Here is a 25,793-nt window from a genome sequence, read left to right as displayed (position 1 = left end):
AGTCCTTGAAAGCGTATTTTCCCTGCTTTGCCAGCTTCAGCAGGCTGAAGAATGACTTAAAAGAGCCATCAACCTCTTTCAGGATCTGCTGTGCCATGTTAGAGTTTAACGCTTTGTAGTTAGGGCTGTTCTTTAAAAGAGTGTAATTCTTTTCGTATTTTAAAAACTCGCCCTCAGAAAAGTAATACTGTCTTACATTGTAAATGGCTTCATTGGCAAGATTCTTTGCTGTATGGCACAGTTCTCTTATAGTTCTGTAATCTTCCTTTGAAAGACGCTTTACTTGTTGTTTTACGGTAAGATGCATACAGCTTTCTCCTTTCTAAAGACTCGGAAATAGGATTTCCTGTATGTATATTATACCATATTTTAACCGCCATTCATCCCACGGTCTAAAGGCATGTGGGTTTTCTGTCGGGAACTTTATAAAAAGCGAATCAGTCTACAGGTAGATGCTGATTTTAACTATGAACCTATCGATAATATAGAAAGCAGTGACACCTATGTCTGTCGCTTTACATTAAAGAAGCCAGTTGAGCTTAAGAACTTTATTTCTCTCGATCAATTTAAACAAAGCAAAAGAAAAGATATCGAAAAATTCTATCAATCAGATTACAGAATTGATATAGATGAAACAGACCTTAATGAAGTTGTAACTGGAGAAGATGAAGAAGATACGGATGATGAAGCTGTAACTGAAGATAATTCAGTTACACCTGAACATGAAAAATTCTTTAAAGAGATTAAACAGTTAAAGGCTTCTTCTAGTACAAAATATGTTCATCGTAGAATTAAAAATATTTTTAGTTATGAACTTTACATCTACAATAAAGAGCTAAATATCGGCTACTATATTGCTTATATCGAATAAAAAAGCAAGTAAGACAACTTACTTGCTTCATTTTATGGTCTTAAATCAGTTGTATCTACGTCTGTAAGATCTTCACCGTTTGTTTCAATGACTTTCTTATACCAGTAGAATGATTCTTTACGTTCACGACTGAAATCACCTGAACCATCATCAAACTTATTGACATAGATATATCCATATCTCTTTGCATATTCACCAGTAGAAGCAGAGACAAGATCAATGCATCCCCATGATGTGTAACCAATTAAGTCTACTCCATCTTCTACAGCTTCTTTCATCTGTTCAATATGCTGGCGGAGATAATCAATTCTGTAGGTATCATGGACCATGCCATCTTCACCTTTTTCATCGTAAGCACCCAGTCCATTTTCTACAACCATGATTGGCATCTGATAACGATCATAGATTTCATTTAATGCATAGCGAAGTCCAATTGGATCAATCTGCCATCCCCAATCGCTAGCTTTAAGATATGGATTGGCTGTTCCACCCATCATATTGCCAGCAACTTCTTCGCGATTATCATGAGTCGTCTGACAGAATGACATGTAGTATGAACATGTATAGAAGTCTACATGACCATCTCTTAAGATTTCTGTATCTCCTGGCAACATCTTAATATTGATATTATGTTCCTTGAAATATCTGTTCATATAACGAGGATAAGCACCTCTACATTGTACATCCGAACAGAACCAGTTCATGATGTGATTATGCTGCTGGTTAAGAATCTGATCTTTTGGATCAGGTGTAAGAGCATAACTTGTAGCCATGATCTGCATACAGCCAATCTTGAAGTTTGGATCAATCTGATGCCCGATAATCACCGCTAATGCTGAAGCGACGAAAGTATGATGAAGAGCCTGGAATCTTACTTCTGGATCATCATTTACTGGATGAATAAACTCAGAAGCATTTTCAGTATCTCCTAATACACCTAATGCAAGTGGTCCACCTACTGGATTGGTACCATTGTTGATTTCGTTAAATGTTAGCCAATACTTTACTTTTCCTTTATAGCGTTCAAAGACTGTAGTGGCATATTTCATAAATAAATCAATTGTTTCTCTGCTCGCAAAACCTTTGTATTTTTTTACAATTTCAAATGGAATTTCATAATGACATAGTGTAATCAATGGTTCAATATTATATTTATTACATTCATCGATAAGATCATCGTAGAATGCCAATCCTTTTTCATTAGGTTCATCTTCAAACCCAGTTGGATAGATTCTTGTCCAGTTGATTGAGAATCTATACACCTTAAATCCCATTTCCGCAAATAGCTTGATATCTTCCTTGTATCTATGATAATGATCAATTGCGACATGTGAAGGATAATAAGTTCCTTCTTCAAACACTGGCGTAAAACGTTTAGACTGTTTTGCGCTTCCTCCTGTTGAAATATCTGAGATAGAAACACCTTTTCCATCTTCGTTCCATGCACCTTCTAACTGATTAGCAGCAGTAGCGCCACCCCATAAAAATCCTTTTGGAAAACTCATTTAAAACTCCTCCTTATTTTGCCACAAACTATTATAATTAAAGCGCTTACTTTTTTCTACTTATTTTCAGCTTGTGAAATTATCACAATTCTTCTCCATTAGAAGAAATCACTTTTTTATACCATTCATAGGAGTCTTTTTTGCTTCTAACTAATGTACCTGTCCCATCGTTGTTTCTATCTACATAGATAAATCCATAACGTTTCTTGAATTCACCAGTAGTAAATGATACACAGTCAATACATCCCCATGGAGTATATCCCATAAGATCAACACCGTCTTCTTCAACAGCTTTCTTTAATGCTTTAATATGTTCTCTTAGATAATCAATACGGTATGGATCATGACATGATCCATCTTCTTCTTTGATATCAATAGCCCCAAAGCCATTTTCTACAATGAAAAGTGGAATCTCATAACGTTCATAGAACGCATTTAAGCTATAGCGCAATCCTTCAGGATCAATGCCCCATCCCCAGTCTGAGACTTTAATATAAGGGTTATCTACTGAATGAGGAGAAGAGCCATCCAATGAACGGGAAACATCCTTATTGACAGTAGAATCCACCGTATTGGACATATAGTAAGAGAAGCCAAGATAGTCCACTGTTCCTTCTTTTAAGGCCTGCTTATCTTCTTCAGTAATCTCAAAGTTCCATCCTTTTCTTTCAAACATCTTTAAAGCATAAGAAGGAATATGTCCTCTGATCTGAGTATCTGACCAGAAATAGCGCTGATGCATCATCTCAAGAGCTAACACCTGATCTGCAGGTCGACAAGAATATGGATAATAAGGTACCATCGATATCATATTGCCGATCATAAAATCAGGATTGATTTCATGTCCGACTTTTACTGCCTTTGCACTTGCGATCAGTTCATTGATACCACATTGATACATAGCCTTTTCTGGATCATCGTAGTCATTGAAATGAACACCACTGTTTGTCCATCCAAAAATATCATTTTTATAGTTCATCTGATTATTGATTTCATTGAATGTCATCCAATATTTCACTTTATCTTTATAACGTTCAAAGCATACTTTAGCGAACTTGACAAAGAAATCAATCACCTTGCGGTTCATGAATCCACCATATTCTTTAGCAAGATGATATGGCATTTCAAAATGAGAAAGAGTAATAACTGGTTCAATATTATTTTTTAATAGTTCATCAAATACATCATCATAAAAAGCTAATCCTTCTTCATCAGGTAACTCTTCATCCCCTTTAGGAAAGATTCTTGTCCAGGCAATAGAAGTTCTAAAACACTTGAATCCCATATCTGCCATGTAGGCAATATCTTCTTTATAATGATGATAAAAATCATTTCCTATATGATTAGGATAATAGCGACCTTCTTCTACTCCATCAGTAATAATACGAGGAGTATCCTTCGTTCCTGCAGTCATTACATCTGCTACAGAAAGTCCTTTGCTTGTTTCTAATACACCACCTTCAAATTGATGAGCAGCCAATGCGCCACCCCATAAAAAATCTTTTGGTAAACTCATATACTTTCCTCCTTTCTTTTATTATAATCAAATTTTTATAAAAAAGAAAAAAAGTCGATTAACGATTATCGACTTTTTCTGGATAAAGATCATGATGAGTCAAACGCTGCCAAGCAACCTCTTCCCATCTTGTACCTTTCTTTCCATAGTTGCAGTATGGATCAATTGAAATCCCACCTCTTGGTGTAAATTTACCCCATACTTCAATATATAATGGATCCATCAATTTGATCAGATCATTCATGATAATATTCATGCAGTCTTCATGGAAATCACCATGATTTCTAAAACTAAATAAATATAGCTTCAAGGATTTGCTTTCAACCATCTTGATATTAGGAACATATGAAATATAAACAGTCGCAAAATCTGGCTGTCCAGTAATGGGACATAAGCTAGTAAATTCTGGACAGTTGAATTTTACAAAATATTCTCTTCCAGGATGTTTATTATCAAATGACTGGAGGACACTTGGATCATAATCAGTAGGATATTTTGTATTCTGGTTTCCTAAGAATGTAACATCCTTCATTTCTTCTTTTGTTCTGCTCATTATTTATCTCCTTTTAATAATGGATCAATTGTTCCATTAAGCTCAAATGCTTTTTCTCTATCTACACATGTTCCACATGTATGACATGGCTCATCGCCACCTTCATAGCAGCTCCATGTCAATTCATAAGGAACATGAAGATCAAGACCAATCTTCACAACATCTGCTTTGGTCTTATTGATAAATGGTGCTTCAACCTTTAATTGTTGACCGCTTCCTAAATAGATAGCTTCATTAATCGCATTATTAAATGCTGGTGAACAATCAGGATAAGCACTTCCTGCTGCATCGTCAGCGTGGGCTCCATAATAGATGACTGAACATTCTTTTGATAAAGCAAAAGAAGCAGCAGCTGATAAGAATAACCCATTTCTAAATGGTACATAAGTAGAAACAGGAGCACCATCAGTATGTTTTAATTGTTCATCATAGGATTCATGAGGAATCTCGTCTTCACTTTGATTTAATAACGTACACTTTGAATAAGCAAAGATCTTAGAAAGATTCAATTCATAAAGCTCAGTCCCATAGTAGTTCGCTACTTTCTTGGCACTCTCTATTTCTTTTTGATGCTTTTGTCCATAGTACATGCATAATCCAATGACATTATCAGCGCCATATTTTTCTACAGCCATTGCTAAACATGTCGTACTGTCAATACCACCACTAGATAAAACTAAAGCTTTCATTACATCATTCCTCCTAATAGATAAGGTTCTTTTTCAAATCTTCCCCTTAATGTTCTTGAATAAGTCTTTGCGCCAGTATTTCTAATCCCTCTTGCGCTCATGCAGCTATGCTTCGCTTCAATAAAGACAGCGACATCTTCACTGCCAGTTACTTCCGAAATAATATCCGCAATATCACTGCCAATACGTTCTTGAAGCTGCAGTCTTTTTGTGACCATATCACAAATACGAGCAATCTTGCTTAAGCCGATGACTTTTCCATTGGGAATATAGGCAACTGATATTTTCATATCATACATGAGTGCCATATGATGTTCACAGTAAGAAAAGGCATCTATATCTTTGACAAAGACAATATCTTGATTATGTTCATTTAAATCTTCTTCAAAAGTCTTATTAAACATTTCTGCAATCTCATGATTAGTATAATTCATGCCTTCAAAGACTTCTTCATACATGCGTGCTACTCTTTGTGGTGTTTCCTTTAATCCTTCTCGATCAGGATCATCACCTAAGGCAATAAGAATACCACGAATATGTTCTTCTATCGCTTTTGTATCAATCATCTAAACACCCCTTTCTTCTGGATCCCAGATAAACTTGTGCATCTGCAGCTGCAAGTTGACATCATTCATATTCTTTTCAAGCATAAATGCCACCATCTCCTGTGGATCAATTTTTCCAAAGACCGGAGATAAGTAGACATGTGCTTTTTTATTTAATGCATACTTCTCAATAATCTCATAAGCTTTCTTTAAATCAATACGTGATGAGCAGACAAACTTAATGGTATCTTTTTCTTGAATATGATCATAGTTCATCACATCCACAAACTTCTCCATCCCACTATCTGGACATTTATAATCTAAAGTAAAACTTGGACGATAATCACAATGATCATAAGAAGAAATATCAATTGACCCATTGGTCTCTATTTCTACTTCATGACCATTCTCATATAACAGCCTGATCAGTTCTTCAATCTCTTCTTGAAGCATAGGTTCACCGCCTGTCAAAGTCACATTCTTGATATGTGCTTCATTGACTTTTGAAACAATATCTTGTGCTGACATCAGCTGATACGGAGCATCTTTCTTGTTGGCCCACTTAGTATCACAGTAGACACAGTTCATATTGCATCCCTGAAATCTTACAAAATAAGCCAGCTGTCCTGCTTTATAGCCTTCACCATTGATGCTTTCAAACATTTCTACAACTTTAAACATAACTACACCTCGTAAGTTGCTACATTATTAGGTGTTTCGTAGACTTGTACTTTATTAACTGGAAAAGATGAAGAAAGCTGATCAAAGAAATATTTAGCAAAACATTCTGCCGTAGGTCTAAAGTTAACTGTGACAATGCGAAAATCTTCTGATACAAGCGCTTCGTATGTTTCTTTTTTTAGTGATCCTTCTTCAATAATAAGACAGTGATCAAAATGATCAGCCATCTTCTTTAGTTCTTTTTTGATATCAGTAAAATCAATAACCATTGACCCTTCATCTAATTCAGGCGAAGAGACTTCGATCACAACTTTCCAGCGATGTCCATGAAGATTATGACATTTACCTGGATAATCCTTTAAAAAATGTGCTGCATCAAATGATGCCTGTGTTGATACTCTATACATATTGCCTCCTTGTCGCCTGCATCAAAAAAGGGTGTACAATCTTGTACACCCTAAAAAATCAAATCAGTAGTCCTGGTTTTGTTTAGAGACAGGATGGTACAAGCGAACTGTCTTATTCTTATTTTTGCTTACATATTATACGAAGAGTTAAAAATGAAGTCAAGAGCTAGACAACCTGATCCATCTCATACTCAATAATATTGTATTTCATATATTCAGGAATCGCAAACTCCAATACTCTTTCTTTCATATCCATTCCCATAATTCTTGAAAGCAGACCAATCCCTTCAGGATAGATGGCTTCTTCTGGAACATATGTTTCTAATGCACTGTAATCATACTGATCAATGAAATCAAGATGATTCTTATGGCAGAGATACTCAATTGTAGCAAGAAGATAAAGTGCTTCAATATGCCAATCTAACTGCATATAGAAATCAATCACATTCTTCCCTAATACCGAGATGACATATTTGACTTCTCCCATCTCATTGATTCCCTGTCTTACTTCTCTTTTAAAATTCTCAAGACCAGGTCTTTTCTCCATGATAGAAACAAGTACCATATCCGTAGATAAACCTAATGCATGCATAATCTTATAGATTGTACCTGCTGAACATTTCTCTAATGTACTGATTCCCTTATATAGATCATTGACGGTAGAATAGGGAACATTGGAAATCTTTGAAAGATGATATGGGGTCATATTTCTCTTCTCTAAAATATCTTTTAATGTCATACAAACCTTCCCTTCCGGCATATTATAAGGGTTTCCCGTTACAATAGCAACCACTTAAAAAAGGAACATTTATCTCTTGATATAAGCCAATGCACATTGTCTCATTTCTTCATACTTTTTTCTTGTTTCATTATCACTTGGTGTTAATCTATCAAAAGAGATATTCACATAATCATGTTCATCAATATAGCTTTTACTTAATGGAAAATGTAAATCAAATATAAAAGCGACATAGGAAATCCACATATCCAATGACGTATGACGATCTGGTCCATAGATGAGCTTCTCATCCATGAATGTCTCATACACACGATCACTGATATCCGACTTCTCTACTTCCTCTTTTTCTTCCTTAAACAGAGTTTCAAAAGACTCTGTTTCTTTAACTCTAAAGTTATCCAGCTTATCTGTATCTCTTATCATATTAATAAAGAACAATGTTCTTTCATCATATTCATGTTCTATCTTATAGCGATTATGTTGCTGTATACTATGATAGATAATGTCATCATAGCTTTCATCCTTGATAAACTTTCTAATTAATCCTTCTTCAAATAAAAGCTGACATGCAAAATCCGCATGATCGACTGTTTCATAGTCTACAAAGCTTTCATACCTTTTATATTGTTCAAATCGTCCAATATCATGAAGAAGAGCAATCAATAAAGCAAGATTAGTATCTTCTTCATTAATATTCATCTTGTCACATAATTCCTTAGTAATCTTCATGACACCGTAGGTGTGTACAATCTTTAGCTTAATAGCTCCCACCTGTTCATTATAGGATGATACATAATCCTTAAATGCGACTTTTGCATACTGTAAATCAATCATTTCTTTTCACCTTCTATATACTCCAAAAACGCTTTTGTCTTTGACCAGTACTTTATTATCAATAATTCCATTATTAATAATAAAGCTGGTTGGAAAATAATCAATATTGATATTTTCTTTTTCACATTCATGACTTATTCTTCTTATTTCTTCAAGATAATCATCTTATCTGATAGTACATACTCAAAGACACTATCTCATTCAATGTATTTTCTCTTTGAAGATCCACATCTATCATACGCAGTATTCTTATATTCAACTTTAAGAGTTTTTGATAATCTCTTAATTCAGCTTCTATCTTATTGCCAAATGTATAATAGGCACATAGTTCTTATTATTTCTTGTAGCTAAAAAAACTTTTCCTAACAGCTTAATAATCTTATAGTCCTTCATATTCTCTTCTTATAAAAAAACTCCGAAATTCGGAGTTAATCATTGTGAAGTGTATGAAGCGTCTTAATCATCTGATCTAGTGGTATCTGTCCTGGTGCGCTTTCTTTCCCAATTGTCGCAAAAGTCATTACCGATCCATAGGATTCACCGCTTACTCTTGTAATTGAACCAAGATACCCCATTGATATAGTAATAAGCAATGGTTCAACATCATTATTGACTTCATCAGTAACTTCTAGCACCCTGATGACATCAGCTTTATTATGTGGCATCACCGCAAGCTTAAGAATGTCTCCTCCTAGATCATCCATCTTTCTTAAATATTTTTTCATAGTGTAATTATCAGGTGTCTCATTAAAATCATGTTTTGAGATAATCGCTACAACATCATTTGCATGTGCCGCATAGACACACTGTGTTACACATGAATTCCCCTTTGTAAGTTCAATATCGACAAGATCAATACAACCTGATTCACACATTGCTTTAAGATGATCAAGATAAGTATCTGGACCTACAGCCACTCTACCGCCTTCTTCAATCGTACGAATTGTAGCGAGGACAAGACGACTTGTCACTTGTCGAATATCTTTTAATAATGAAATAACTTCATCAATATCTTCATAATATTCAAAATAATCTAAACGTACTTCCAAGACATCCCAGCCATCATGTGTCTCATAGCCTTTCACTGTCTCCAAAATATCTTTAGCTGTCTTTTCAGTTACCGGAATACAAATCTTAGGTATTCCTTCCCCGAAAACGATGTTCTTTACCTTTAGTTTCTTATCGATGACAGGCATACAGAAACCCCCTTATTTTTTTTAGTACAACAGGAAAAGCATCTATCATCATAAAATGTGAACTATTCGCAATAACTTCATATTTACAATAAGGAAGAAGAGAAGAAATTCTTAAGAAATCTTCTTCTTTAATCATATCCCTCTCTCCGCCAAGAAGTAGCGTTGGTATCTTTATCTTCTGTAGCATCTCTTCACTAAAATGAGGTTCTTCAAGCATCCACTTCGTTAACTTACGTTTTCTTCTTGCGACAGGATGATATAGACAAAATGGCAGATAGCCAATAACCTGCATTCTCATCAATAATCGATAAGGCCACTTAAGCGCTTTTACATCACTATTAGGTGCAAGCAATACCATGTTTTTAAGACGTGAATCTTTTAAGGCGAGTGTCAGGGCTATATTGGCACCATCACTAAATCCGATGACATCATATTCATCTAAATTAAGTGAGTTTACAACAGACATCACATCTTTACTCATCTGTGAAAGCGAGAGCTCACCTTCTTTCACAGATTTCCCATGATAACGACTATCAATAAGAATCATCTGATATTCATCCTTTAAAGCATTGGCAAGTTCATAGAAAATAGTTCTATTTTCCTGATTGCCATGAAGGCAGATCACAGGTCGTCCTTCACCAATGCGTTCATAATAAATCTTTCCCATAACCATAGTTATAGTTTACCTCACTTCTGTATATGAAACAAATATTTTTGAAATGAATTATCATTCCTTGATCTCTTTTAAAATTTCATCCATTTCTACTACATAATGGTCTGCAAGTCTTTTGATCTGTGGCTGATCTTGAATACTGTAGGCATCAAAGCATCCTACACTTCTAAAGCCTGCCGTCTTGACTGTTTTTAAGGCATGAAGCGCATCTTCAAATACTAATGTATTCTCAGGTGAAACATGCATCTGTTGACATGCCTTAAGGTAGATATCAGGTTCATTTTTACCTCTTCCAATTTCATCACTGGTTAAAATCTCTTTAAAATAATGTCCCATATGATGACGATGAAAAGCCGCCTTTACTAATTCCTTATTGTTGCTGGTGGCAACAGTCATAGGAATATGCTTTTCTTGAAAATAATTCAATACTGATAATACCCCTTTTTTCACTGGAACTTCATTTAAATACATATCCCTTGAAATATGCATGATTTCTTTCATGATAGTATCCACATCTTCTTTAAGATGAAATTTATTCTTAATAAACAATGCCCCTTTTTCTAAAGGAAGATGAAACAGCTGTCTTGATATCTCAGGAGTCGCTTTTACTCCCTTTCTATCTAAATAAAGCTGATCTACTCTTTCCCACATTGACAATGAATCAAACAATGTACCATCTACATCAAAAATAACGCCTTGTATCATATAAACACTCCTTTTAAACCATTCTAACAAATTTTCCATCTTATGTGTTATTTTCTTTTGGAACAGGCTACAATGAAATAAAGGAGGTCCTAGCTATGACATTTCAATTAAACGCTGATGGAGAACTACTCCTAAAACAGCTTAAATCACTTCGTTCCAAGATGGCAGACGAAGCGCTTGTCCCTGTCTACTTTATCTTTTCTAACAACTCCTTACTGGATATGATCATCAAGCTTCCTAAAACCAAAGAAGAGATGTTAATGGTTGAACGTGTAGGAGAAAAAGGCTATAACCGCTATGGTGAACCTTTTCTTAAATTGATCAATGAATTTACTAAGACCCATACTCCACCTTTTCATGAAGGGAAACCATTCAAGAAACCTTATCGTTCTTTTCTTAATAAAAAAGGAAGAGAACTCTTCCAGGGCTTATCTTTAATTAGAGAAGAAATCGCTAAACGCAATAATATGGAACCTTCTGCTCTTATTGATGATCAGACTATCACCAATCTGATTGTTCTTCTTCCCTTTACAAGAGAAGAATTCATACGTATCATCGGGGTAAGAAAAGATACAAGAGAGCTCTATATGGATGTCTTTCTAGAATTTATTTGCGTATTTACCAATCATCAGAAAGAACGCTACTATCATATTGCGAATGATTTTCCAGAAGAGTTCTTTATCTCCAAAAACCAGGCGGAACGTTTTGTCTACAAAGACTACCAGACTGCCAGTGAAATCGCCAAGGCTCTTTCTGAATTAAATAATGCCAATAAGCTTATCAAGGCGACTGATATTACCAGAAGAATCAAAAAGTATGACTGTTATTACAACGATCCATTTGGACATATCATCATCACTGATGCCGGCTATAAATTTGGACTTGTAAAAGAAGAAAGAACTGGAAAAAAAGGCAAACATTACGAGGTTGTTCTATACAATAAAGAAGCCCAGAAAAAAATTGTAAATTGGTTTATAAAAGACATTTACAAAATCTGAAAAAAGTGTTATATTAACTCCTGTCCTCGAAAGAGGACAGGAGAAAAGGTGGATGGTGTGTTTATACACACCAAGATGGAAGAAGGCAGTATAGCACAATAATAATAGCTATACGGAAAATGAGCAGTGGGAACTGCTCATTTTTTTATAAAATCATTTCCATTGTACGACTCTGTTCTTTCATGCCATTTCTTTTATAGAATTCATAGGCTGAGTCATTGCCTTCCCATACATGTAGAGTGATGTTATGGAAGTGGTTTTCTTTAGCATACTCTTTAGCATGTTCTAATAGCTTTTTACCAACATGATTTCCGCGGGATTGTTCATCAACACATAAATCATCAATATAAAGAGTCTTGATGGGCTGCAATAATTGATTTTTAGTATAATCTCTGATTTCTGAGAAGAGGTAGCCTTGTACGCCCTCATCATCATAGACGAAGATCACATGATCTTCGTTTTTTAATAATCTCTCAAGATCATTCGCATTATACTTTGTTTCCTTCTTAAATAAATCTGGTCTTAATTCAAAGTGTACCTGATTGACCTGCTTTAATAGTTCAAGCAATCTAGGAATATCTCTTTCTTCTGCTCTTCTAATCATATTTCCTCCTATTTAAAGAACGTTCCTGAAAATAATTCATAAGTGATTTTTTCAATAAAGGACTGTTCTCTTTTTTCTTTTGTGACATAGGTTTTCGTAATGCTTAACATGCCGCCTGCCATAAATGAGGCAAAATATTCATCCTTGATAGCTGCTTCATCTCTCATATCGCAATGACAATGCAATAGGGACTGATAGAACATCTGATAAAGAAGCTGACCATAATCATTATCAATAAGCAGTTTAATAAAGCAGTAGTTTTCATTAAGATAACTGCTAAATGATGTGCATAGCTTTTGTAAAGTGACATCTTCATTGTATTGACACATCGCAAAAGGATAATTTTGTTTTAATTCATAAATAAGAATATTCTCTTTATTCTTAAAGAGTGAATAAAATGTCTGTCTTGATATATCCGCTTTCTTGCATAAATCAGAGATTGTAATATCCTGAAAGTTCTTTTCTTTAAGTAATGCGAAGAAGGCTTCCTTAATACATTTCTGAGACATCAATGCGGTCTTATTTTTGCCTTTATACACGTTTTACACCATCCTATCAAAAAAATTATACTCATCAAAGTTGACAGTTGTCAATTTTCAATGTATCATTTAATTAATCTTTGACAACTGTCAAAGTAGCAAGGTTCCTATGAACCTATTTATTTCACATATGATTAGCACTACTATATATAGAGTGCTAAATAGTGCTAAGGAGGAACAGACTATGTTAATCATTCCCGTGTATGATACGGTTGTCATACCTTTTACAACATTATACTTCAACATTGATTATTACAAGCGCATGACCGGTGTTGATCCTAAATTAGGAGCAGAAGTTCTCTTCGTATTCATGAAAGATGATACACCTTACAATGCCTTAACTGATGAAAGCTTTGCATCCATCGGGGTACAAGGTGAAGTCCTAGATGAAGGACAGAGTGGCTTTGTCTCTATCAAGACAAGGGACCGTATGAATATCAAGAATGCGACTGTGACTGATCATCGCATTTCCATTGAAGCCACAGAACGTCCTGATATTGAAGATCTTTCTGATGATGAATATAAAGAACACGTCAATACAATCAAGAATGCCTTACTTAACTCATTACAGTATTTTGAAGGCGGCAATATCTACCGTTCTTGGATTGTACGTTTACGTACAATTGAAGAAGTCATTGCGACTAGTGCTGGCTGGATGGATATTGAACCAGAGATGAAATATGAATTTGTAAAGACTGACTCTAAAAAAGAAAGAATTGCCCTTTATGAAAAAGTCATCTATGAAAACCTGGAAATGTATCGTGTTACTTCTGAAGCGAAAAATGCGCAGGAAGATGAAAACCAGAAGGTTTATCGTGAACAGGCCATCAAGAAACAGATAGATTTTCTTCAAAAAGAATTGGATGAACTTCATCCTGAAAATGTCAGTGAGACAAGAAAGCTTGAATTAAAGCTACAAGATTCTAAGATGAATGAAGAAGCAAGAACAGAAGCGACTAAAGCAATTAGCCGTATGAAACAGGAAGGTCAGAATTCACCTGAATATGGCCAGCTGTTCAATTATGTAGACTTCTTGACTGATCTTCCTTGGGAAAAATCAGATTCTTCTATTGATCTTAAAAACGCAAAAGAGATTCTTGATCAAGAACACTACGGATTAAAGAAAGTCAAGAAACGTATTCTCCAGCAGATTGCGGTTATGAGTCTTAACAAAAAACAATCAGGTTCTATCTTATTATTTGTAGGAGCACCTGGTACTGGTAAGACAAGCATCGGACAATCTATCGCTCATGCCCTAGGACGTGAATATGTTCGTGTAGCACTTGGCGGTGTCAGAGATGAAGCGGATATTCGCGGACATCGCAGAACTTACATCGGTGCTATGCCTGGTCGTATCATGGATGCAATTCACAAGTCGCATGCGTCGAACCCAGTAATGGTACTTGATGAAGTAGATAAGCTCTCTCAAAGCTACAACGGAGATCCTGCCTCAGCATTGCTTGAAGTTCTTGATCCAGAACAGAACTTCTCATTCACCGATCACTATATGAATGTTCCTTATGACTTAAGTGATGTCTTCTTCATCTGTACTGCCAACTCTCTTGATACCATTCCTGAACCTCTTCTTAACCGTATGGAAGTTATACAATTCAATGGCTATACACCAATTGAAAAACTACAAATCGCAAAGCGTCACCTTTTACCAAAAGCAATCAAGACCATGGGTCTTGACGATCATCTCACAATCGATGATGAGACGCTTTCAACTATTATCAACGACTATACAATGGAAGCAGGCGTACGTGGTCTAAAGAAACGTATTGATACATTATGCCGTGAAGCAGCCATCAACATCGTTGAAGGAAATGGTGATATCACCATTTCTAAAGACCAGCTAAGAGAATATCTTGATATGCACCCTATCAGTCATGAACATGTTCATGAAATAAAACAGCCTGGTATTGTGACAGGTCTGGCCTGGACACAGGCTGGTGGTGATATATTATTTATTGAGACCGCGCTTACCAAAGGTAGCGGTAAGATTATCATTACTGGTCAATTAGGTGATGTCATGAAAGAATCTGCTCAGATTGCCCTTTCAATCGTAAAATCAAAATTCCCAAATCTTTCCGATGTCTTCAAAGATCATGATCTCCACATCCATGTACCTGCTGGTGCGACTCCTAAAGATGGACCAAGTGCTGGTATTACTTTAACAACTGCGTTGGCCTCTTTAATTACTGGTCATCCTGTATCCCCTGAATTTGCGATGACAGGCGAAGTCTCTTTAAGAGAGACAATCATGCCTATCGGTGGATTAAATGAGAAACTGATGGCAGCTCAGCGTGCTGGAGTGAAGACAGTGTTTATTCCTAATGAGAATAAAGATGATCTTGATGATGTCGCTGATGAAATTAAAGATAAGTTAACAATCATCCCTGTTTCTCATGTAGATGAAGTACTTGAAAAGACAGGCATAAAAAAAGAAGCTCGTTAATGAGCTTCTTTCTTTTCTTTTTGACTTTTAATAACTTTCTGTCTTGTAAATTCTTCTCTTTCCTTTTCTTCAAGCGCATCGGAGATGAACTTGACAGTCTTTTCAAACTGAGGAATTGAGATATTCTTTAAGGCGTTAGCACGCTTTTGTGTCTGTCTGATTGCATTCGCTAATCGATAGACAGAGTTCTCTATTTCAGCAAGCTTGACAGTCAATTTCTTGACTTCTGAGAAGCAGAGATAAGCGTAGTCAACACGGGAGTTGGCGGTTTCGAAACCGTATCCGACACGCAATGGTGTTTCTTCGTATTCGATACGAGGAAGTTCTACTCCCATGACAGAACGATATTTTACATGAAGGCCATCGTCTACAGGAATATTTTCAGTTAAGTCACTGATAATCCCTACAGAAACGTTGGCATCTTTTAATGCTTCATATGCTTTCGCATAGGAATCTGTGATTTTATCACGGATTTCTTTTACATCATCAAGGAGAGTCATCATCTCCTTGATGAGTACGTTTCTTTTTTTATCAAGCAGATCATAACCAAGTTTCGCTAAGGCAAGCGAACTCTTTGTCGCAATAAGGTTTGCCTTAGTAGGGAATACTTGCTTAGCCATTGACAGCGTCCTTTAATTCCTTGATGACATTGCTTTCTTGTAAGCCGAAGTATTCAACAGCTTTTTCGTGATCATAGAACTGATCAAGAAGCTTGTTATCGAGACGATCCAATGAAGTTCTTGGCAATACGGACAAGAGCATCCATCCTAAGTTAAGTGTCTCTTCAATTGATCTGTTTTCGTCCCCTTGGTTAAGGAAATGCTGTTCAAAAAGACGACCAAATGTCATGAACTTTTTATCGGCTGCAGATAATTCATCTTCACCGATAACTGATGTTAAGGCTTTAACATCCTGTACATGGGCATAAGCCGCAAATAGCTGGTTAGCGACATCCTGATGATCCGCTCTTGTAAATCCTTCACCGATACCATCTTTCATTAATCGTGATAATGATGGTAATACATTAACTGGTGGGAAGATTCCCATTGAAGATAATTCTGGATCAAGAGTAATCTGCCCTTCAGTGATATATCCAGTTAAATCTGGTACTGGATGAGTAATATCATTGTTAGGCATTGTTAAGATTGGAATCTGTGTAACAGATCCTTTTGCTCCTTTAGCAATACCAGCTCTTTCATATAATGAAGCAAGATCTGAGTAAAGGTATCCTGGATAACCTTTACGTCCTGGGATTTCACCTTTACTTGAAGAATATTCACGTAATGCTTCACAATATGAAGTGATATCTGTATAGATAACAAGAACATGCATATCATGTTCAAATGCTAAGTATTCAGCTGCTGTTAATGCACAACGTGGTGCTAATGTTCTTTCAATGATTGGATCATTTGATAAGTTTAAGAACATAACAACATGGTCCATAACACCAGCTTCTTCAAATGATCTTCTGAAGTAGTTAGCGACATCGTTTGTAACACCCATTGCCGCAAAGACAACCGCAAATTCTTGTCCTTCTTCAGCGACCTGAGCATTCTTAACAATCTGTACAGCTAACTGGTTATGAGGAAGACCTGAACCTGAGAAGATTGGCAGTTTCTGTCCTCTGATAAGTGTTGTTAAGCAGTCAATAGATGAAATACCAGTGTTGATATAGTTCTGAGGATATGTACGAGAAACTGGATTCAATGGCTGACCATTGATATCTGCACTCTTTTCTGCATAAATATCTCCAAGACCATCAATTGGCTTACCTGCCCCATTGAATACTCTTCCAAGCATTTCTTTTGAAAGAGATAATTCCATAGGTTTACCTAACAATCTTGTTTTTGTATTCTTTAATGATAATGAGTTTGTTCCTTCAAAAATCTGGATGACAGCCTTGTCTCCTTCAATCTGAACAACACGCCCCTGTCTTTTTGATCCGTTCTGTAAAACGAATTCTACCATTTCATCGTATGATGCATTCTTTACGTGATCTAATACGACTAATGGTCCGTTAATTTCACTTAATCCAACATACTGTAGTGCCATATAACTTCCTCCTAGTCAATAGATGCACAAACTGCATCAATCTTTTTATAGTAGTCATCAAATAATTCTAGATGATCGTTTGGAACATCATATTTGATTTTAACAACATCATCGAAAATGCCTGTTTCAATAAGCTGACGAATAGGTTTACCATCCATGACAACTTCCTGGCATTTTTTATATAAGTAAACGATGACTTCCATCATCTTTAACTGTTTTTCAAGTGGTACATAAGTATCATCTTTATGGAAAGCATTCTGCTGAAGGTATCCTACACGGACAACTCGGGCAATTTCCATTGTTAATTTCTGATCGTCAGGTAAGACATCGCTACCCATTAACTGAACGATTTCCTGAAGCTTGTTTTCTTCCGCTAAGATTGAAGAAAGCGCCTGACGGTCCTGCATGAACTTAGGTCCAACATTTTTGCTATACCATCTTTCAAGATCAGGAATATATTCTGAGTATGACTGATTCCAATTGATCGCAAAGTAATGTCTAGCATAAGCTAACGCTTTATCCAATGCCCAGAATGTACGTACGAAACGTTTTGTATTCTGTGTAACTGGTTCAGAGAAATCAGAACCCTGTGGTGATACGGCACCGATGATTGATACGGAACCTTTTGTATCATTAAGGTTTTCCATGTATCCAGCTCTTTCATAGAACTGTGATAATCTTGAAGGAAGATAAGCTGGGAATCCTTCTTCAGCTGGCATTTCTTCAAGACGACCTGAGATTTCTCGTAATGCTTCTGCCCAACGAGAAGTAGAGTCTGCCATGATCGCAACATGGTATCCCATATCACGATAGTATTCTGCAAGTGTTACACCTGTATAGATGGATGCTTCACGAGCGGCAACTGGCATGTTTGATGTATTGGCAATAAGAACAGTACGATCAACTAATGGCTTATTTGACTTAGGATCAATCAATTCTCTAAATTCTTCAAGAACCTGAGTCATTTCGTTTCCACGTTCACCACATCCTACATAGACGATGATGTCCGCATCACACCATTTAGCTAGCTGGTGCTGTGTCATTGTTTTACCAGTACCAAATCCACCTGGGATAGCTGCTGTTCCCCCTTTAGCAATTGGGAACAATGTATCAATAACACGCTGTCCTGTTACTAAAGGCATAGAGATTGGTAATCTCTTCTTTACTGGTCTTGGCTGCTTGATTGCCCATTTCTGGCATAATGTCAAGTTAAGATCAGTACCATCTTCTAATGTTAAAACGACAACAGTATCATTGATACGATACTGACCGTTTTCTTTTACTTCCTTGATAGTCCCCTTTACATATGGAGGTACCATACATTTATGAGTGATAAGATCAGTTTCTGGAACTGTCGCATAGACATCTCCACCTTCTACTTGATCTCCTTCTTTTACACAAAGTGTAACATCCCATAATTTCTGTGTGTCCAAAGGTTCTACGTGGCTTCCTGTAGGAATAAATGCGCCACTTTCTTTCGCAATTTCTTCAAGAGGTCTTTCTACCCCATCGAAGATATTTCTTAAAATACCAGGCCCAAGTGTAACTGAGATAGGCTGTCCAGTAGGATATACTGGTTCACCAGGTCTAAGTCCAGTAGTGGACTCATAAACCTGGATGACAGTCTTTTCTTTTGAAATAGAGATAACTTCAGACATCAGTCTTGCATGACCGACATAAACCATTTCCTGCATAGAGAATGTATCTGAGTTCTTAACTGTTACAACGGGTCCATTGATTGAATAAATAACATCCTGATTATTCATATCTCTTTCCCCTTTCCACACTATTTAATCATTAAACCAGAATGAGCTGCGAACCAGCCTCTCTGATTTTCCAATGCAAATTCTAATGTTTCATCTACTACAACTGATGTAACCTGATCTTTTAGGATAAATCCACCAATTGTAATGTCTGATGTTTCTTCAACTTGAAGATCTTTACCATAGTTCTCTTTGATCATATCTACATAATGAAGATCTTCACTTCTAATCATAAGAACTGGTTCAGACATATCTTCTTCGCTAGCCGCCTTAGCTTTACGAGAAAGATATTCACCATATTCTGGTGTTGTCGTAAAAGCAACAAGCTTTTCTCTTGCGGCATCGAAGATTGTTTTTACATACTCATCTCTTTTAGCGATAAGTGCCTTTGTTCTTTGTGTATGAGTTTCAGAAATTTCCTGTGAAGCTTGTGACTGAATATCATCAAGTTCCTGTTTTAAGCGTAGATCAGCATCTTTCTTTGCTTCTTTCTGCATAGAAACCATAGCTTCATCTTCCATGGCTTTTACTTCAGCCATGATCGCATCAATTTCTTTCTGAGACTCTGCTTCAATTTCTTTCTTCATAGAAAGAAAAATCTCTGTATCCTGCATAATCTCTCTCCTATAATTTTACGCCAATGGCTTCTGATACATATCCATCGATAGCTTCACCAATCTTAGAGTGACCATGTCTATCAGGAATTTCTGTAATCAGAGGTTCTGGCTGTTTTAATTTAATTTCAGAAATAACATCCGGTGCTAATTCAATCAGTTTGGTTGTCACAAGGATAACTGCAATATCTTTCTGTTTCATCTTTTCTTCAAGAAGAGAAAGAAATTCATGACGTTCATGTACAACTTCTCCTTCGATACCCACTAATCTCATAGCTGTCAATGTATCGATGTTATCACTGATCAAATAGAACTTCATCTCTGAACTCCTATAATGCGTTGATAATTAAGATAGAGATTAATAGACCATAGATGGCAACACCTTCACCTAAGGCAACGAAGATCAATGCTCTACCAAAGTTTTCTGAGTTTTCAGAGAAAGCACCAATAGCAGCAGGTGCAGCAGCAGCTACGGCAATACCAGCACCTAATGCTGACATACCAGTTGCTAATGCAGCAGAGATAAATCCAAGACCCTGAGCTAATGTACCAGTGATCTGGTTAGCACCAGCGGCGAAGATTGGTGAGTTAGCAGCAGAAGCTAATAATACGAATGCACATGCACCAAAGAATCCGGCTACATGTAAGGCTAAACGTTTTTTAGCGCTAGCAGCGTTCACCTTTCCGTTAAATACTGCGATAAGTGGTAAAGTAAGTGCAATAACGACGATTACTGGTAAGATAAATGTTAACATAATTCAATTTCTCCTTATTTCTTTAATATATCTTTTATGCTAGTAAATGGAATCCCATTACCTTCATAGTAACGAGAGAACATTTCATAAAATTCTAATCGTAATACCTGAATACCTACAATCATACCTTCAAGTACCATAACGAAGATATTTCCGATAACTAAGGTAATCCAATATCCAGGTCCACCCATCTTGTTGGCTAATGTATAGACAACAAGCATCATACCTGCATGTGATAAGACGAATCCACCTACACGCAAGAATGACATTGTATTCGTAATGAATGTTAATACAATATCAAATAATTCGAAGAAGCCTTCCGTAAAGAAGCTTCCAAATCCTTCTGGGAACATCTTGAATCCTTCAATCTTTCTTGAAAGAGGTTCTTTCAAGAAAATAAGCAAGATTGGAAGAATTGTAAATATGAGTATAAATGGTAAACCTAATGGAAGCTGTAATCCCATAAGACTATTTAATGCCAAGATGATAATGGATATATAGAAACTTAATCCACTAACACCATTTTGTGAGAAGAAGAATTCTCCCCAATGTTTTTTCTTCAAGTTCAAGTATGTGTTGAACATCATGGAAATGATAATCAATACAACCCCGATACCAATGGCAGCTTCAAGAAGCGGCATTGTATTCTTTGATTCCATTGGTACAAAGTGTGGCATGAATGTCAGTACTTCTTCATTACCAAATACTGAACCAAAGAAGAACCCGAAGATAATGGAAGATAAGCCAATGCGCATTCCGACTTCACCAAGCTTAATGCCTTTAAGCTTAGCAAACAAGAAACCGACAATGGCAAGTACAAGACCTTGTCCGACATCACCAAACATAATACCAAATAGCAATGTATAAGTGATTGCGACAAAGTTTGTTGGATCAAAGTCAGTATAGGAAGGTACCCCGTACATCTCCACAAACAATCTGAATGGCTTAGAGAACCAATTGTTCTTAAGCAATGTTGGCGGTGTTAAACGAGAATCTCCCATCGCTGGCTTAATGTTTACAGTGACTTTCTCATAGCCAGCTAATTCATTAGTAAGCAGTTTAGCCACTTTCTTTTCACAGAATCCATAGATAGCAGCCATGTTACCAAATACAACTACGAACTTCTCTGCTTCTGAAGTAGAAGCACGATCCTTGCATGTCGCATAGATCACTGAAAGTTCTTCCTGATGTGATTCAATCAGCTGCTGCTTATGCTTTTCATATTTATCAATATTCTTTCTTGCTAAATCAATTTCTTCCTGAAGACTTTCAATTGCCTTCTTTGGTGTTCCATGAACATAATCAGGAATGTGAATACGTTCAAAGAACAATGAAGAGAAGATGTTATCAACTTCTGGTGCTTTTTCATGTGTTGTCACATAGAAACAGTAGCAGGTATGTGCATCTTTGTAGAATGACTTAAACAAGAAAATCTGATTATCATAGAAAGAAAGCTTATCGACATTGTGCACTGGCATCTGTCCATATCTTACTTCTAGATATTTGCTTGTAAAAATGTTGTCGAAATCCATAGCATCATCATTTGCCATTGGTGTGAGCTGCTTGATAGTCAACTCATTTTCTTCAATCATTTCTTCCAGATCTTTTTTGAGCATGTTTATTTTTGTTACCTGATCAGCAACTTCCAAGAAAGCCTGATCCGCTTCCGCAATACTCATGAAAGCTGGTGCTGCTTCTTCATACTTGAATCCACAAGTCTGCTTTGCTTCTTCCATTCTTGAAAGAAGATCAGCGAAGTGGCTAGCATTCTTTAATGTTGTTAAGCCTCTTACACGATCCGCAAACTTTGATGCCGGTTCAGGATGAAAATCATCTCTATTGATCAATTTGGAAAGAATGACACTACTCTGACTCTTTGGAAACTCAATTTCCACAAGCTTCAATTTTGCTATTGCCATATAATCTCCTTCCTTATTTCTTATGCATCATCTTTTTCATTAGAATGGTAATGATACCTAATGCAACAATCACAATCACGGGCATAACAGAAACCACGATATGTGTATCGATGCTGATGAGGATATAGGACATGATTGCAAGAACAATCATGATACCTACAAAACCATTGAATGAGAAGACTTTATCTACAACTCTGTTTTCATTGTAGATTGTTTTCGCTGTGTTAATGATAAATGATCCTACAAAAAGAAGAATCACTGCATTAATATAACGTAAAACAACATCTCCTTGAGGAATGAGTGAAGGATATAGATTATGTGCATAGAAGACATTTCCATAAAGCAATCCACCGATTGCTGTAGAAATACCAAGCACTTCTAATAGCTGTCCAATTTTCTTCTTATGCATCATTAATCCTAATACAAGAAGTACAGCTCCTACACCTAAATCTCCCAATAACAACATGAAAGTAAGAATGTACATCATTGCATAAGCTAATGTTGTATCTACTCTTTCTTTCTCTTTGACCTTTGAAATCATTTCGAATGGTTTTGCAAAGAAATAGTTATAAGTAATTGTTGGTGCAATCACACCCTGATCTTCATACATATCACATGGTAGAACACGGATATCTGCATTTAATGCAGTAAGCTTATTCTTAAAGTCAGTCCCATTTCTTTTAGGAATAAATCCTGCGAGACCATAGACTGTGGAATAATCTACGATGAAGTCTTTTTCTTTTTCTCTTTCATTCATCGTATATAGACTTGCATAAAGATCTGATAATGTATCCTGATAACGAAGTTTAATAACTTCTAGTTTCTCATCAGCGCTCTTGATATAAGATTCCATTCCTTTGATTTCTTCCTGAAGTTCATCTTTGGCACTATCAATTGTCCCATGGATGAAGTCTGGAAGTTCAATTTCCTTGAATCCCATTGATGAGAAGATGTTATCAATTTGTACAATTGCATGTTTTGTTGTTGTGTATAGACAGTAAACATGCTTTGCTGTCTGTCCTAATTTGTAATACATCACCTGTTTAGAATGGTAATAAGAGAGCTTGTGTTCATCTTTTAGACGAATACGTCCAACTCTTGTTACGATATACTTTGTTGATTTTAATTCATCAATATTAACATGTGATGCCTGTAAGGCTCCTATTAATCCTAAGGCTGCCTTATTTTCTTCAAGCTCTTCAGCGAGCTGCTCTTTATTCTTGATGATCTGGCTTACTTCTTTTTCTACTGAAGAAAGAATTTCTTCCGAAACGGCAAGGTCTTTGTCTTCACCTTTTGCTTCATTAAGCTCAAGATTGATATGTGATGCAATTTCTCTTAAGCGTTCTAGCTGTTTAGCTAGCTCTTCATTTCTTTTAAGAGATGCAACACCTTTGACATTGTTCATGACCTTATTAGCCAAAATTGGAGCAAAATGCTCATTGTCCTGCATTAATGCAAGAATCGGCTTAAGTTCTTTCTTAGGAAAAGTCAGATTCAACAATTCCATTTGTTCTATTGCCATAAATTCAATCTCCCTCTTAGTAGATCAGCATAGCTTTGATACGCTCTGCTGATTCTCCATATCTTATTCCTTCAATAATGTGAATAAGATTATTTATCTCTATCCTATGCACAATCGCATATGTCATATAGACAAGAGATGGATCTGTTGAGAATCTCATATATCTCTTAGCTAAATGATATTTTATCTTTTCAGCATAGTACTCGATGTAAACAAAGTCTTTTTCATCTACATAGAATTTATATGAAGATGAAGAAAGCTTCTTCAGCATATCTTCAGCATCTTTTGCTTTAATAAGCATATCCATCATGCTATCAGATAGACGACAGTAATCAGTGATCAGACATCCTCTGATCTGTTCTTCTGTCACATTGAAATATTTCTTTAATCGATAGATCTTAGAAATATTTTCAAGTTCTATTTCTGTATAGACGATAGTCAAAAGATCCTTTTGCTTTTTCCCTTTGAATTCTTTTTTTATCACTCCAACAACATGATCATAGTATGCTTTCTTAAAATCATACTCCATGATGTTGATATCTACCTTTTCTCCATCTTCTGGGATATTCTTCTTTAATACCTTATAGAATGGAGTTCTTTTCATGTACTGACACAATGTAGCATAATCATCGATCGCAATTAATCCATAAAGATCAAATGATGCACATTGTGCAAGGTAAGATGGAATATTGAGATCATAGGAATCATTGACTTCACTATCAATTAATCTGACTTTATCAATAATTAAATGAATCTCTTCCTTGATGACACTAAGCTTATAGAATTCCTGTTTCTTCTTAGGCACATATCTAAGCATCTTTGTTGTTTCAATAAATGCCTGTTCATTTAACAATGACTCAATGCGACCACGATGTACATTTGTTTCCTTGATTTCTTCAAGGACATCCTGGTAAGAAGGTTCATTTTTTAAGAAGCTAACAATTTCTGCTACGCTTCCTTTATGAATAAGTTCTTCATACTTGGCTGGTGTCATTCTATGAGAATACATAGATCTTGCTTTTGCAAGTACTGCGTTAGATGAAAATCCCATTACGATAAGTCCTTGCATCTTTCTACGATGGCATCAATCCATTCGTCTTTATGCAACTTATAGAGATCAGAGAGTTTATTAAGAGAGACTTCATATTCATCATCTGCTTTTTTCTTAGTTTCTGCAATTTTTGCACTAAGTTCAGATTTCTTTTCGTCCAGTGTTTTTTGGTATTGAGCGACGAAGTCGTCATAGATTTCTTTCTTCTTATCGTTCATGTTAAGAGAGACATCTTGCTTCTTCTTTTTCGCTTCTTCAACTGCTTTAGCACAGCTGTGATCCACACTTACAATATCTTGAATCAATTTGTCCATAACAGCTACCTCCTTTTAATCGTTACAATAATACTCCTTAAGAATTTAAAATTCAAGCAAATATGATATCGCACGAATGAATTGTAAACGCTAACTATATCTTGCATATATGCCAACTCTACCTTTTGGGTATGCCAATATTAAATTTATGCCCATTATTGGGGCTTTTTTATTCTATTTGAATAAATTTTATTAATTTTAAAAAGTTTTTCCTATCTTATTATATATAGGAGATGACATCTATATTACGCTATTTTTACCTATATGTTGACCATAAATAGTTTGTA

At 35.9% G+C, this 25,793-nt stretch carries 28 protein-coding genes; 3 read left to right on the top strand and 25 right to left on the bottom strand.

The genetic code is table 11. From position 1 onward, the window contains the following. Positions 1–307: transposase (locus T513_RS0106010; protein WP_031589384.1), on the bottom strand; the 307-nt coding region annotated here is incomplete at its 3' end. A gap of 93 nt (positions 308–400) precedes the next feature. On the opposite strand from T513_RS0106010, the gene T513_RS0106005 reads away from it, so the two are divergent. Further along, positions 401–871 carry a hypothetical protein gene (locus tag T513_RS0106005; protein ID WP_031589383.1) on the top strand — a complete coding sequence of 157 codons (471 nt, stop codon included), beginning with the start codon at positions 401–403 and terminating at the stop codon, positions 869–871. 32 nt (positions 872–903) lie between these two features. Here the strand turns inward: T513_RS0106005 and T513_RS0106000 are convergent, their stop codons facing one another. The 12 genes from T513_RS0106000 to T513_RS0105940 all read right to left on the bottom strand — a co-directional run bounded on the left by T513_RS0106000 (position 904) and on the right by T513_RS0105940 (position 10,914). Beyond that, positions 904–2,376: a glycoside hydrolase family 1 protein gene (locus tag T513_RS0106000; protein WP_031589382.1), complete on the bottom strand. Its 1,473-nt coding sequence runs from the start codon at positions 2,374–2,376 to the stop codon at positions 904–906. Positions 2,377–2,458: 82 nt separating this feature from the next. Next, positions 2,459–3,892: a 6-phospho-beta-glucosidase gene (locus T513_RS0105995; RefSeq protein ID WP_031589381.1), complete on the bottom strand. Its 1,434-nt coding sequence runs from the start codon at positions 3,890–3,892 to the stop codon at positions 2,459–2,461. A 58-nt stretch (positions 3,893–3,950) separates the two neighbouring features. Further along, entirely contained in the window at positions 3,951–4,445 is a 495-nt protein-coding gene (gene queF, locus T513_RS0105990; RefSeq protein ID WP_029069941.1) for a preQ(1) synthase, read from the bottom strand. Then, positions 4,445–5,134: a 7-cyano-7-deazaguanine synthase QueC gene (queC, locus tag T513_RS0105985; RefSeq protein ID WP_029072346.1), complete on the bottom strand. Its 690-nt coding sequence runs from the start codon at positions 5,132–5,134 to the stop codon at positions 4,445–4,447. The genes queF and queC overlap by 1 nt, the downstream gene beginning before the upstream one ends. After that, on the bottom strand, positions 5,134–5,700 hold the full coding sequence (gene folE, locus T513_RS0105980) for a GTP cyclohydrolase I FolE (protein ID WP_029072345.1): 567 nt from the start codon (positions 5,698–5,700) through the stop codon (positions 5,134–5,136). The genes queC and folE overlap by 1 nt, the downstream gene beginning before the upstream one ends. Next, on the bottom strand, positions 5,701–6,360 hold the full coding sequence (queE, locus tag T513_RS0105975) for a putative 7-carboxy-7-deazaguanine synthase QueE (protein WP_031589380.1): 660 nt from the start codon (positions 6,358–6,360) through the stop codon (positions 5,701–5,703). Between the two features lie 2 nt (positions 6,361–6,362). Continuing rightward, positions 6,363–6,767, bottom strand: a complete 405-nt coding sequence (gene queD / locus T513_RS0105970) for a 6-carboxytetrahydropterin synthase QueD (RefSeq protein ID WP_031589379.1) — start codon at positions 6,765–6,767, stop codon at positions 6,363–6,365. A gap of 166 nt (positions 6,768–6,933) precedes the next feature. Next, the gene (locus T513_RS11760; protein ID WP_051550637.1) at positions 6,934–7,506 is read right to left on the bottom strand and encodes a helix-turn-helix domain-containing protein; all 573 of its coding nucleotides are present in this window, start codon (positions 7,504–7,506) and stop codon (positions 6,934–6,936) included. A gap of 69 nt (positions 7,507–7,575) precedes the next feature. Beyond that, a complete protein-coding gene (locus tag T513_RS0105960; RefSeq protein WP_031589377.1) occupies positions 7,576–8,340 on the bottom strand; it encodes an HD domain-containing protein in 765 nt (254 codons plus the stop codon). A gap of 428 nt (positions 8,341–8,768) precedes the next feature. Next, positions 8,769–9,536, bottom strand: a complete 768-nt coding sequence (aroD, locus tag T513_RS0105950) for a type I 3-dehydroquinate dehydratase (protein ID WP_031589376.1) — start codon at positions 9,534–9,536, stop codon at positions 8,769–8,771. Next, on the bottom strand, positions 9,520–10,209 hold the full coding sequence (locus T513_RS0105945) for an alpha/beta fold hydrolase (protein ID WP_035876792.1): 690 nt from the start codon (positions 10,207–10,209) through the stop codon (positions 9,520–9,522). Before T513_RS0105945 ends, aroD begins: the two co-directional genes overlap by 17 nt. Before the next feature lie 54 nt (positions 10,210–10,263). After that, positions 10,264–10,914, bottom strand: a complete 651-nt coding sequence (locus tag T513_RS0105940) for an HAD family hydrolase (RefSeq protein ID WP_035876788.1) — start codon at positions 10,912–10,914, stop codon at positions 10,264–10,266. A 95-nt stretch (positions 10,915–11,009) separates the two neighbouring features. Between T513_RS0105940 and T513_RS0105935 the strand changes: the two genes are divergently transcribed. Then, the gene (locus tag T513_RS0105935) at positions 11,010–11,912 is read left to right on the top strand and encodes an HRDC domain-containing protein (protein ID WP_031589372.1); all 903 of its coding nucleotides are present in this window, start codon (positions 11,010–11,012) and stop codon (positions 11,910–11,912) included. A 145-nt stretch (positions 11,913–12,057) separates the two neighbouring features. Here the strand turns inward: T513_RS0105935 and T513_RS0105930 are convergent, their stop codons facing one another. Together T513_RS0105930 and T513_RS0105925 are read right to left on the bottom strand one after the other, a co-directional pair. Then, positions 12,058–12,516, bottom strand: a complete 459-nt coding sequence (locus T513_RS0105930; RefSeq protein ID WP_029069932.1) for a GNAT family N-acetyltransferase — start codon at positions 12,514–12,516, stop codon at positions 12,058–12,060. A gap of 8 nt (positions 12,517–12,524) precedes the next feature. Further along, positions 12,525–13,055, bottom strand: coding sequence for a TetR/AcrR family transcriptional regulator (locus tag T513_RS0105925; protein WP_029069931.1), 531 nt, complete (start codon positions 13,053–13,055; stop codon positions 12,525–12,527). 184 nt (positions 13,056–13,239) lie between these two features. On the opposite strand from T513_RS0105925, the gene lon reads away from it, so the two are divergent. Beyond that, positions 13,240–15,513: an endopeptidase La gene (gene lon, locus T513_RS0105920; protein WP_029069930.1), complete on the top strand. Its 2,274-nt coding sequence runs from the start codon at positions 13,240–13,242 to the stop codon at positions 15,511–15,513. Here the strand turns inward: lon and T513_RS0105915 are convergent. From T513_RS0105915 to T513_RS0105870, 10 genes are read right to left on the bottom strand one after another with little or no spacing between them, the layout of a single operon-like run. Beyond that, positions 15,510–16,133, bottom strand: coding sequence for a V-type ATP synthase subunit D (locus tag T513_RS0105915; RefSeq protein WP_029069929.1), 624 nt, complete (start codon positions 16,131–16,133; stop codon positions 15,510–15,512). The two genes, lon and T513_RS0105915, sit on opposite strands and share 4 nt — an antisense overlap. Further along, the gene (locus T513_RS0105910) at positions 16,126–17,565 is read right to left on the bottom strand and encodes a V-type ATP synthase subunit B (protein WP_031589371.1); all 1,440 of its coding nucleotides are present in this window, start codon (positions 17,563–17,565) and stop codon (positions 16,126–16,128) included. The genes T513_RS0105915 and T513_RS0105910 overlap by 8 nt, the downstream gene beginning before the upstream one ends. An 11-nt stretch (positions 17,566–17,576) precedes the next feature. Continuing rightward, on the bottom strand, positions 17,577–19,331 hold the full coding sequence (locus tag T513_RS0105905; protein WP_029069927.1) for a V-type ATP synthase subunit A: 1,755 nt from the start codon (positions 19,329–19,331) through the stop codon (positions 17,577–17,579). Between the two features lie 20 nt (positions 19,332–19,351). Continuing rightward, positions 19,352–19,942: a V-type ATP synthase subunit E gene (locus T513_RS0105900; RefSeq protein WP_035876780.1), complete on the bottom strand. Its 591-nt coding sequence runs from the start codon at positions 19,940–19,942 to the stop codon at positions 19,352–19,354. 10 nt (positions 19,943–19,952) lie between these two features. Next, positions 19,953–20,261, bottom strand: coding sequence for a V-type ATP synthase subunit F (locus T513_RS0105895; protein WP_029069925.1), 309 nt, complete (start codon positions 20,259–20,261; stop codon positions 19,953–19,955). Positions 20,262–20,271: 10 nt separating this feature from the next. Further along, a complete protein-coding gene (locus T513_RS0105890) occupies positions 20,272–20,697 on the bottom strand; it encodes an ATP synthase subunit C (RefSeq protein WP_031589369.1) in 426 nt (141 codons plus the stop codon). A gap of 14 nt (positions 20,698–20,711) precedes the next feature. Further along, positions 20,712–22,616: a V-type ATP synthase subunit I gene (locus T513_RS0105885; protein WP_031589368.1), complete on the bottom strand. Its 1,905-nt coding sequence runs from the start codon at positions 22,614–22,616 to the stop codon at positions 20,712–20,714. Positions 22,617–22,629: 13 nt separating this feature from the next. After that, positions 22,630–24,141 (bottom strand): V-type ATP synthase subunit I, encoded by a 1,512-nt coding sequence (locus tag T513_RS0105880; protein WP_029072339.1) that lies wholly within the window; start codon positions 24,139–24,141, stop codon positions 22,630–22,632. A gap of 16 nt (positions 24,142–24,157) precedes the next feature. Next, positions 24,158–25,192: a V0D/AC39 family V-type ATPase subunit gene (locus tag T513_RS0105875; RefSeq protein WP_029069921.1), complete on the bottom strand. Its 1,035-nt coding sequence runs from the start codon at positions 25,190–25,192 to the stop codon at positions 24,158–24,160. Then, entirely contained in the window at positions 25,192–25,506 is a 315-nt protein-coding gene (locus T513_RS0105870) for a hypothetical protein (RefSeq protein WP_029069920.1), read from the bottom strand. The genes T513_RS0105875 and T513_RS0105870 overlap by 1 nt, the downstream gene beginning before the upstream one ends. Between the last annotated feature and the right edge of the window lie 287 nt (positions 25,507–25,793).

It is taken from the genome of Kandleria vitulina DSM 20405 (assembly GCF_000702065.1).
In the GTDB taxonomy this organism is placed as follows: domain Bacteria; phylum Bacillota_I; class Bacilli_A; order Erysipelotrichales; family Coprobacillaceae; genus Kandleria; species Kandleria vitulina.
The sequence above is the reverse complement of the archived record's forward strand: the minus strand, read 5'-3'. Positions and strand labels throughout refer to the sequence as shown.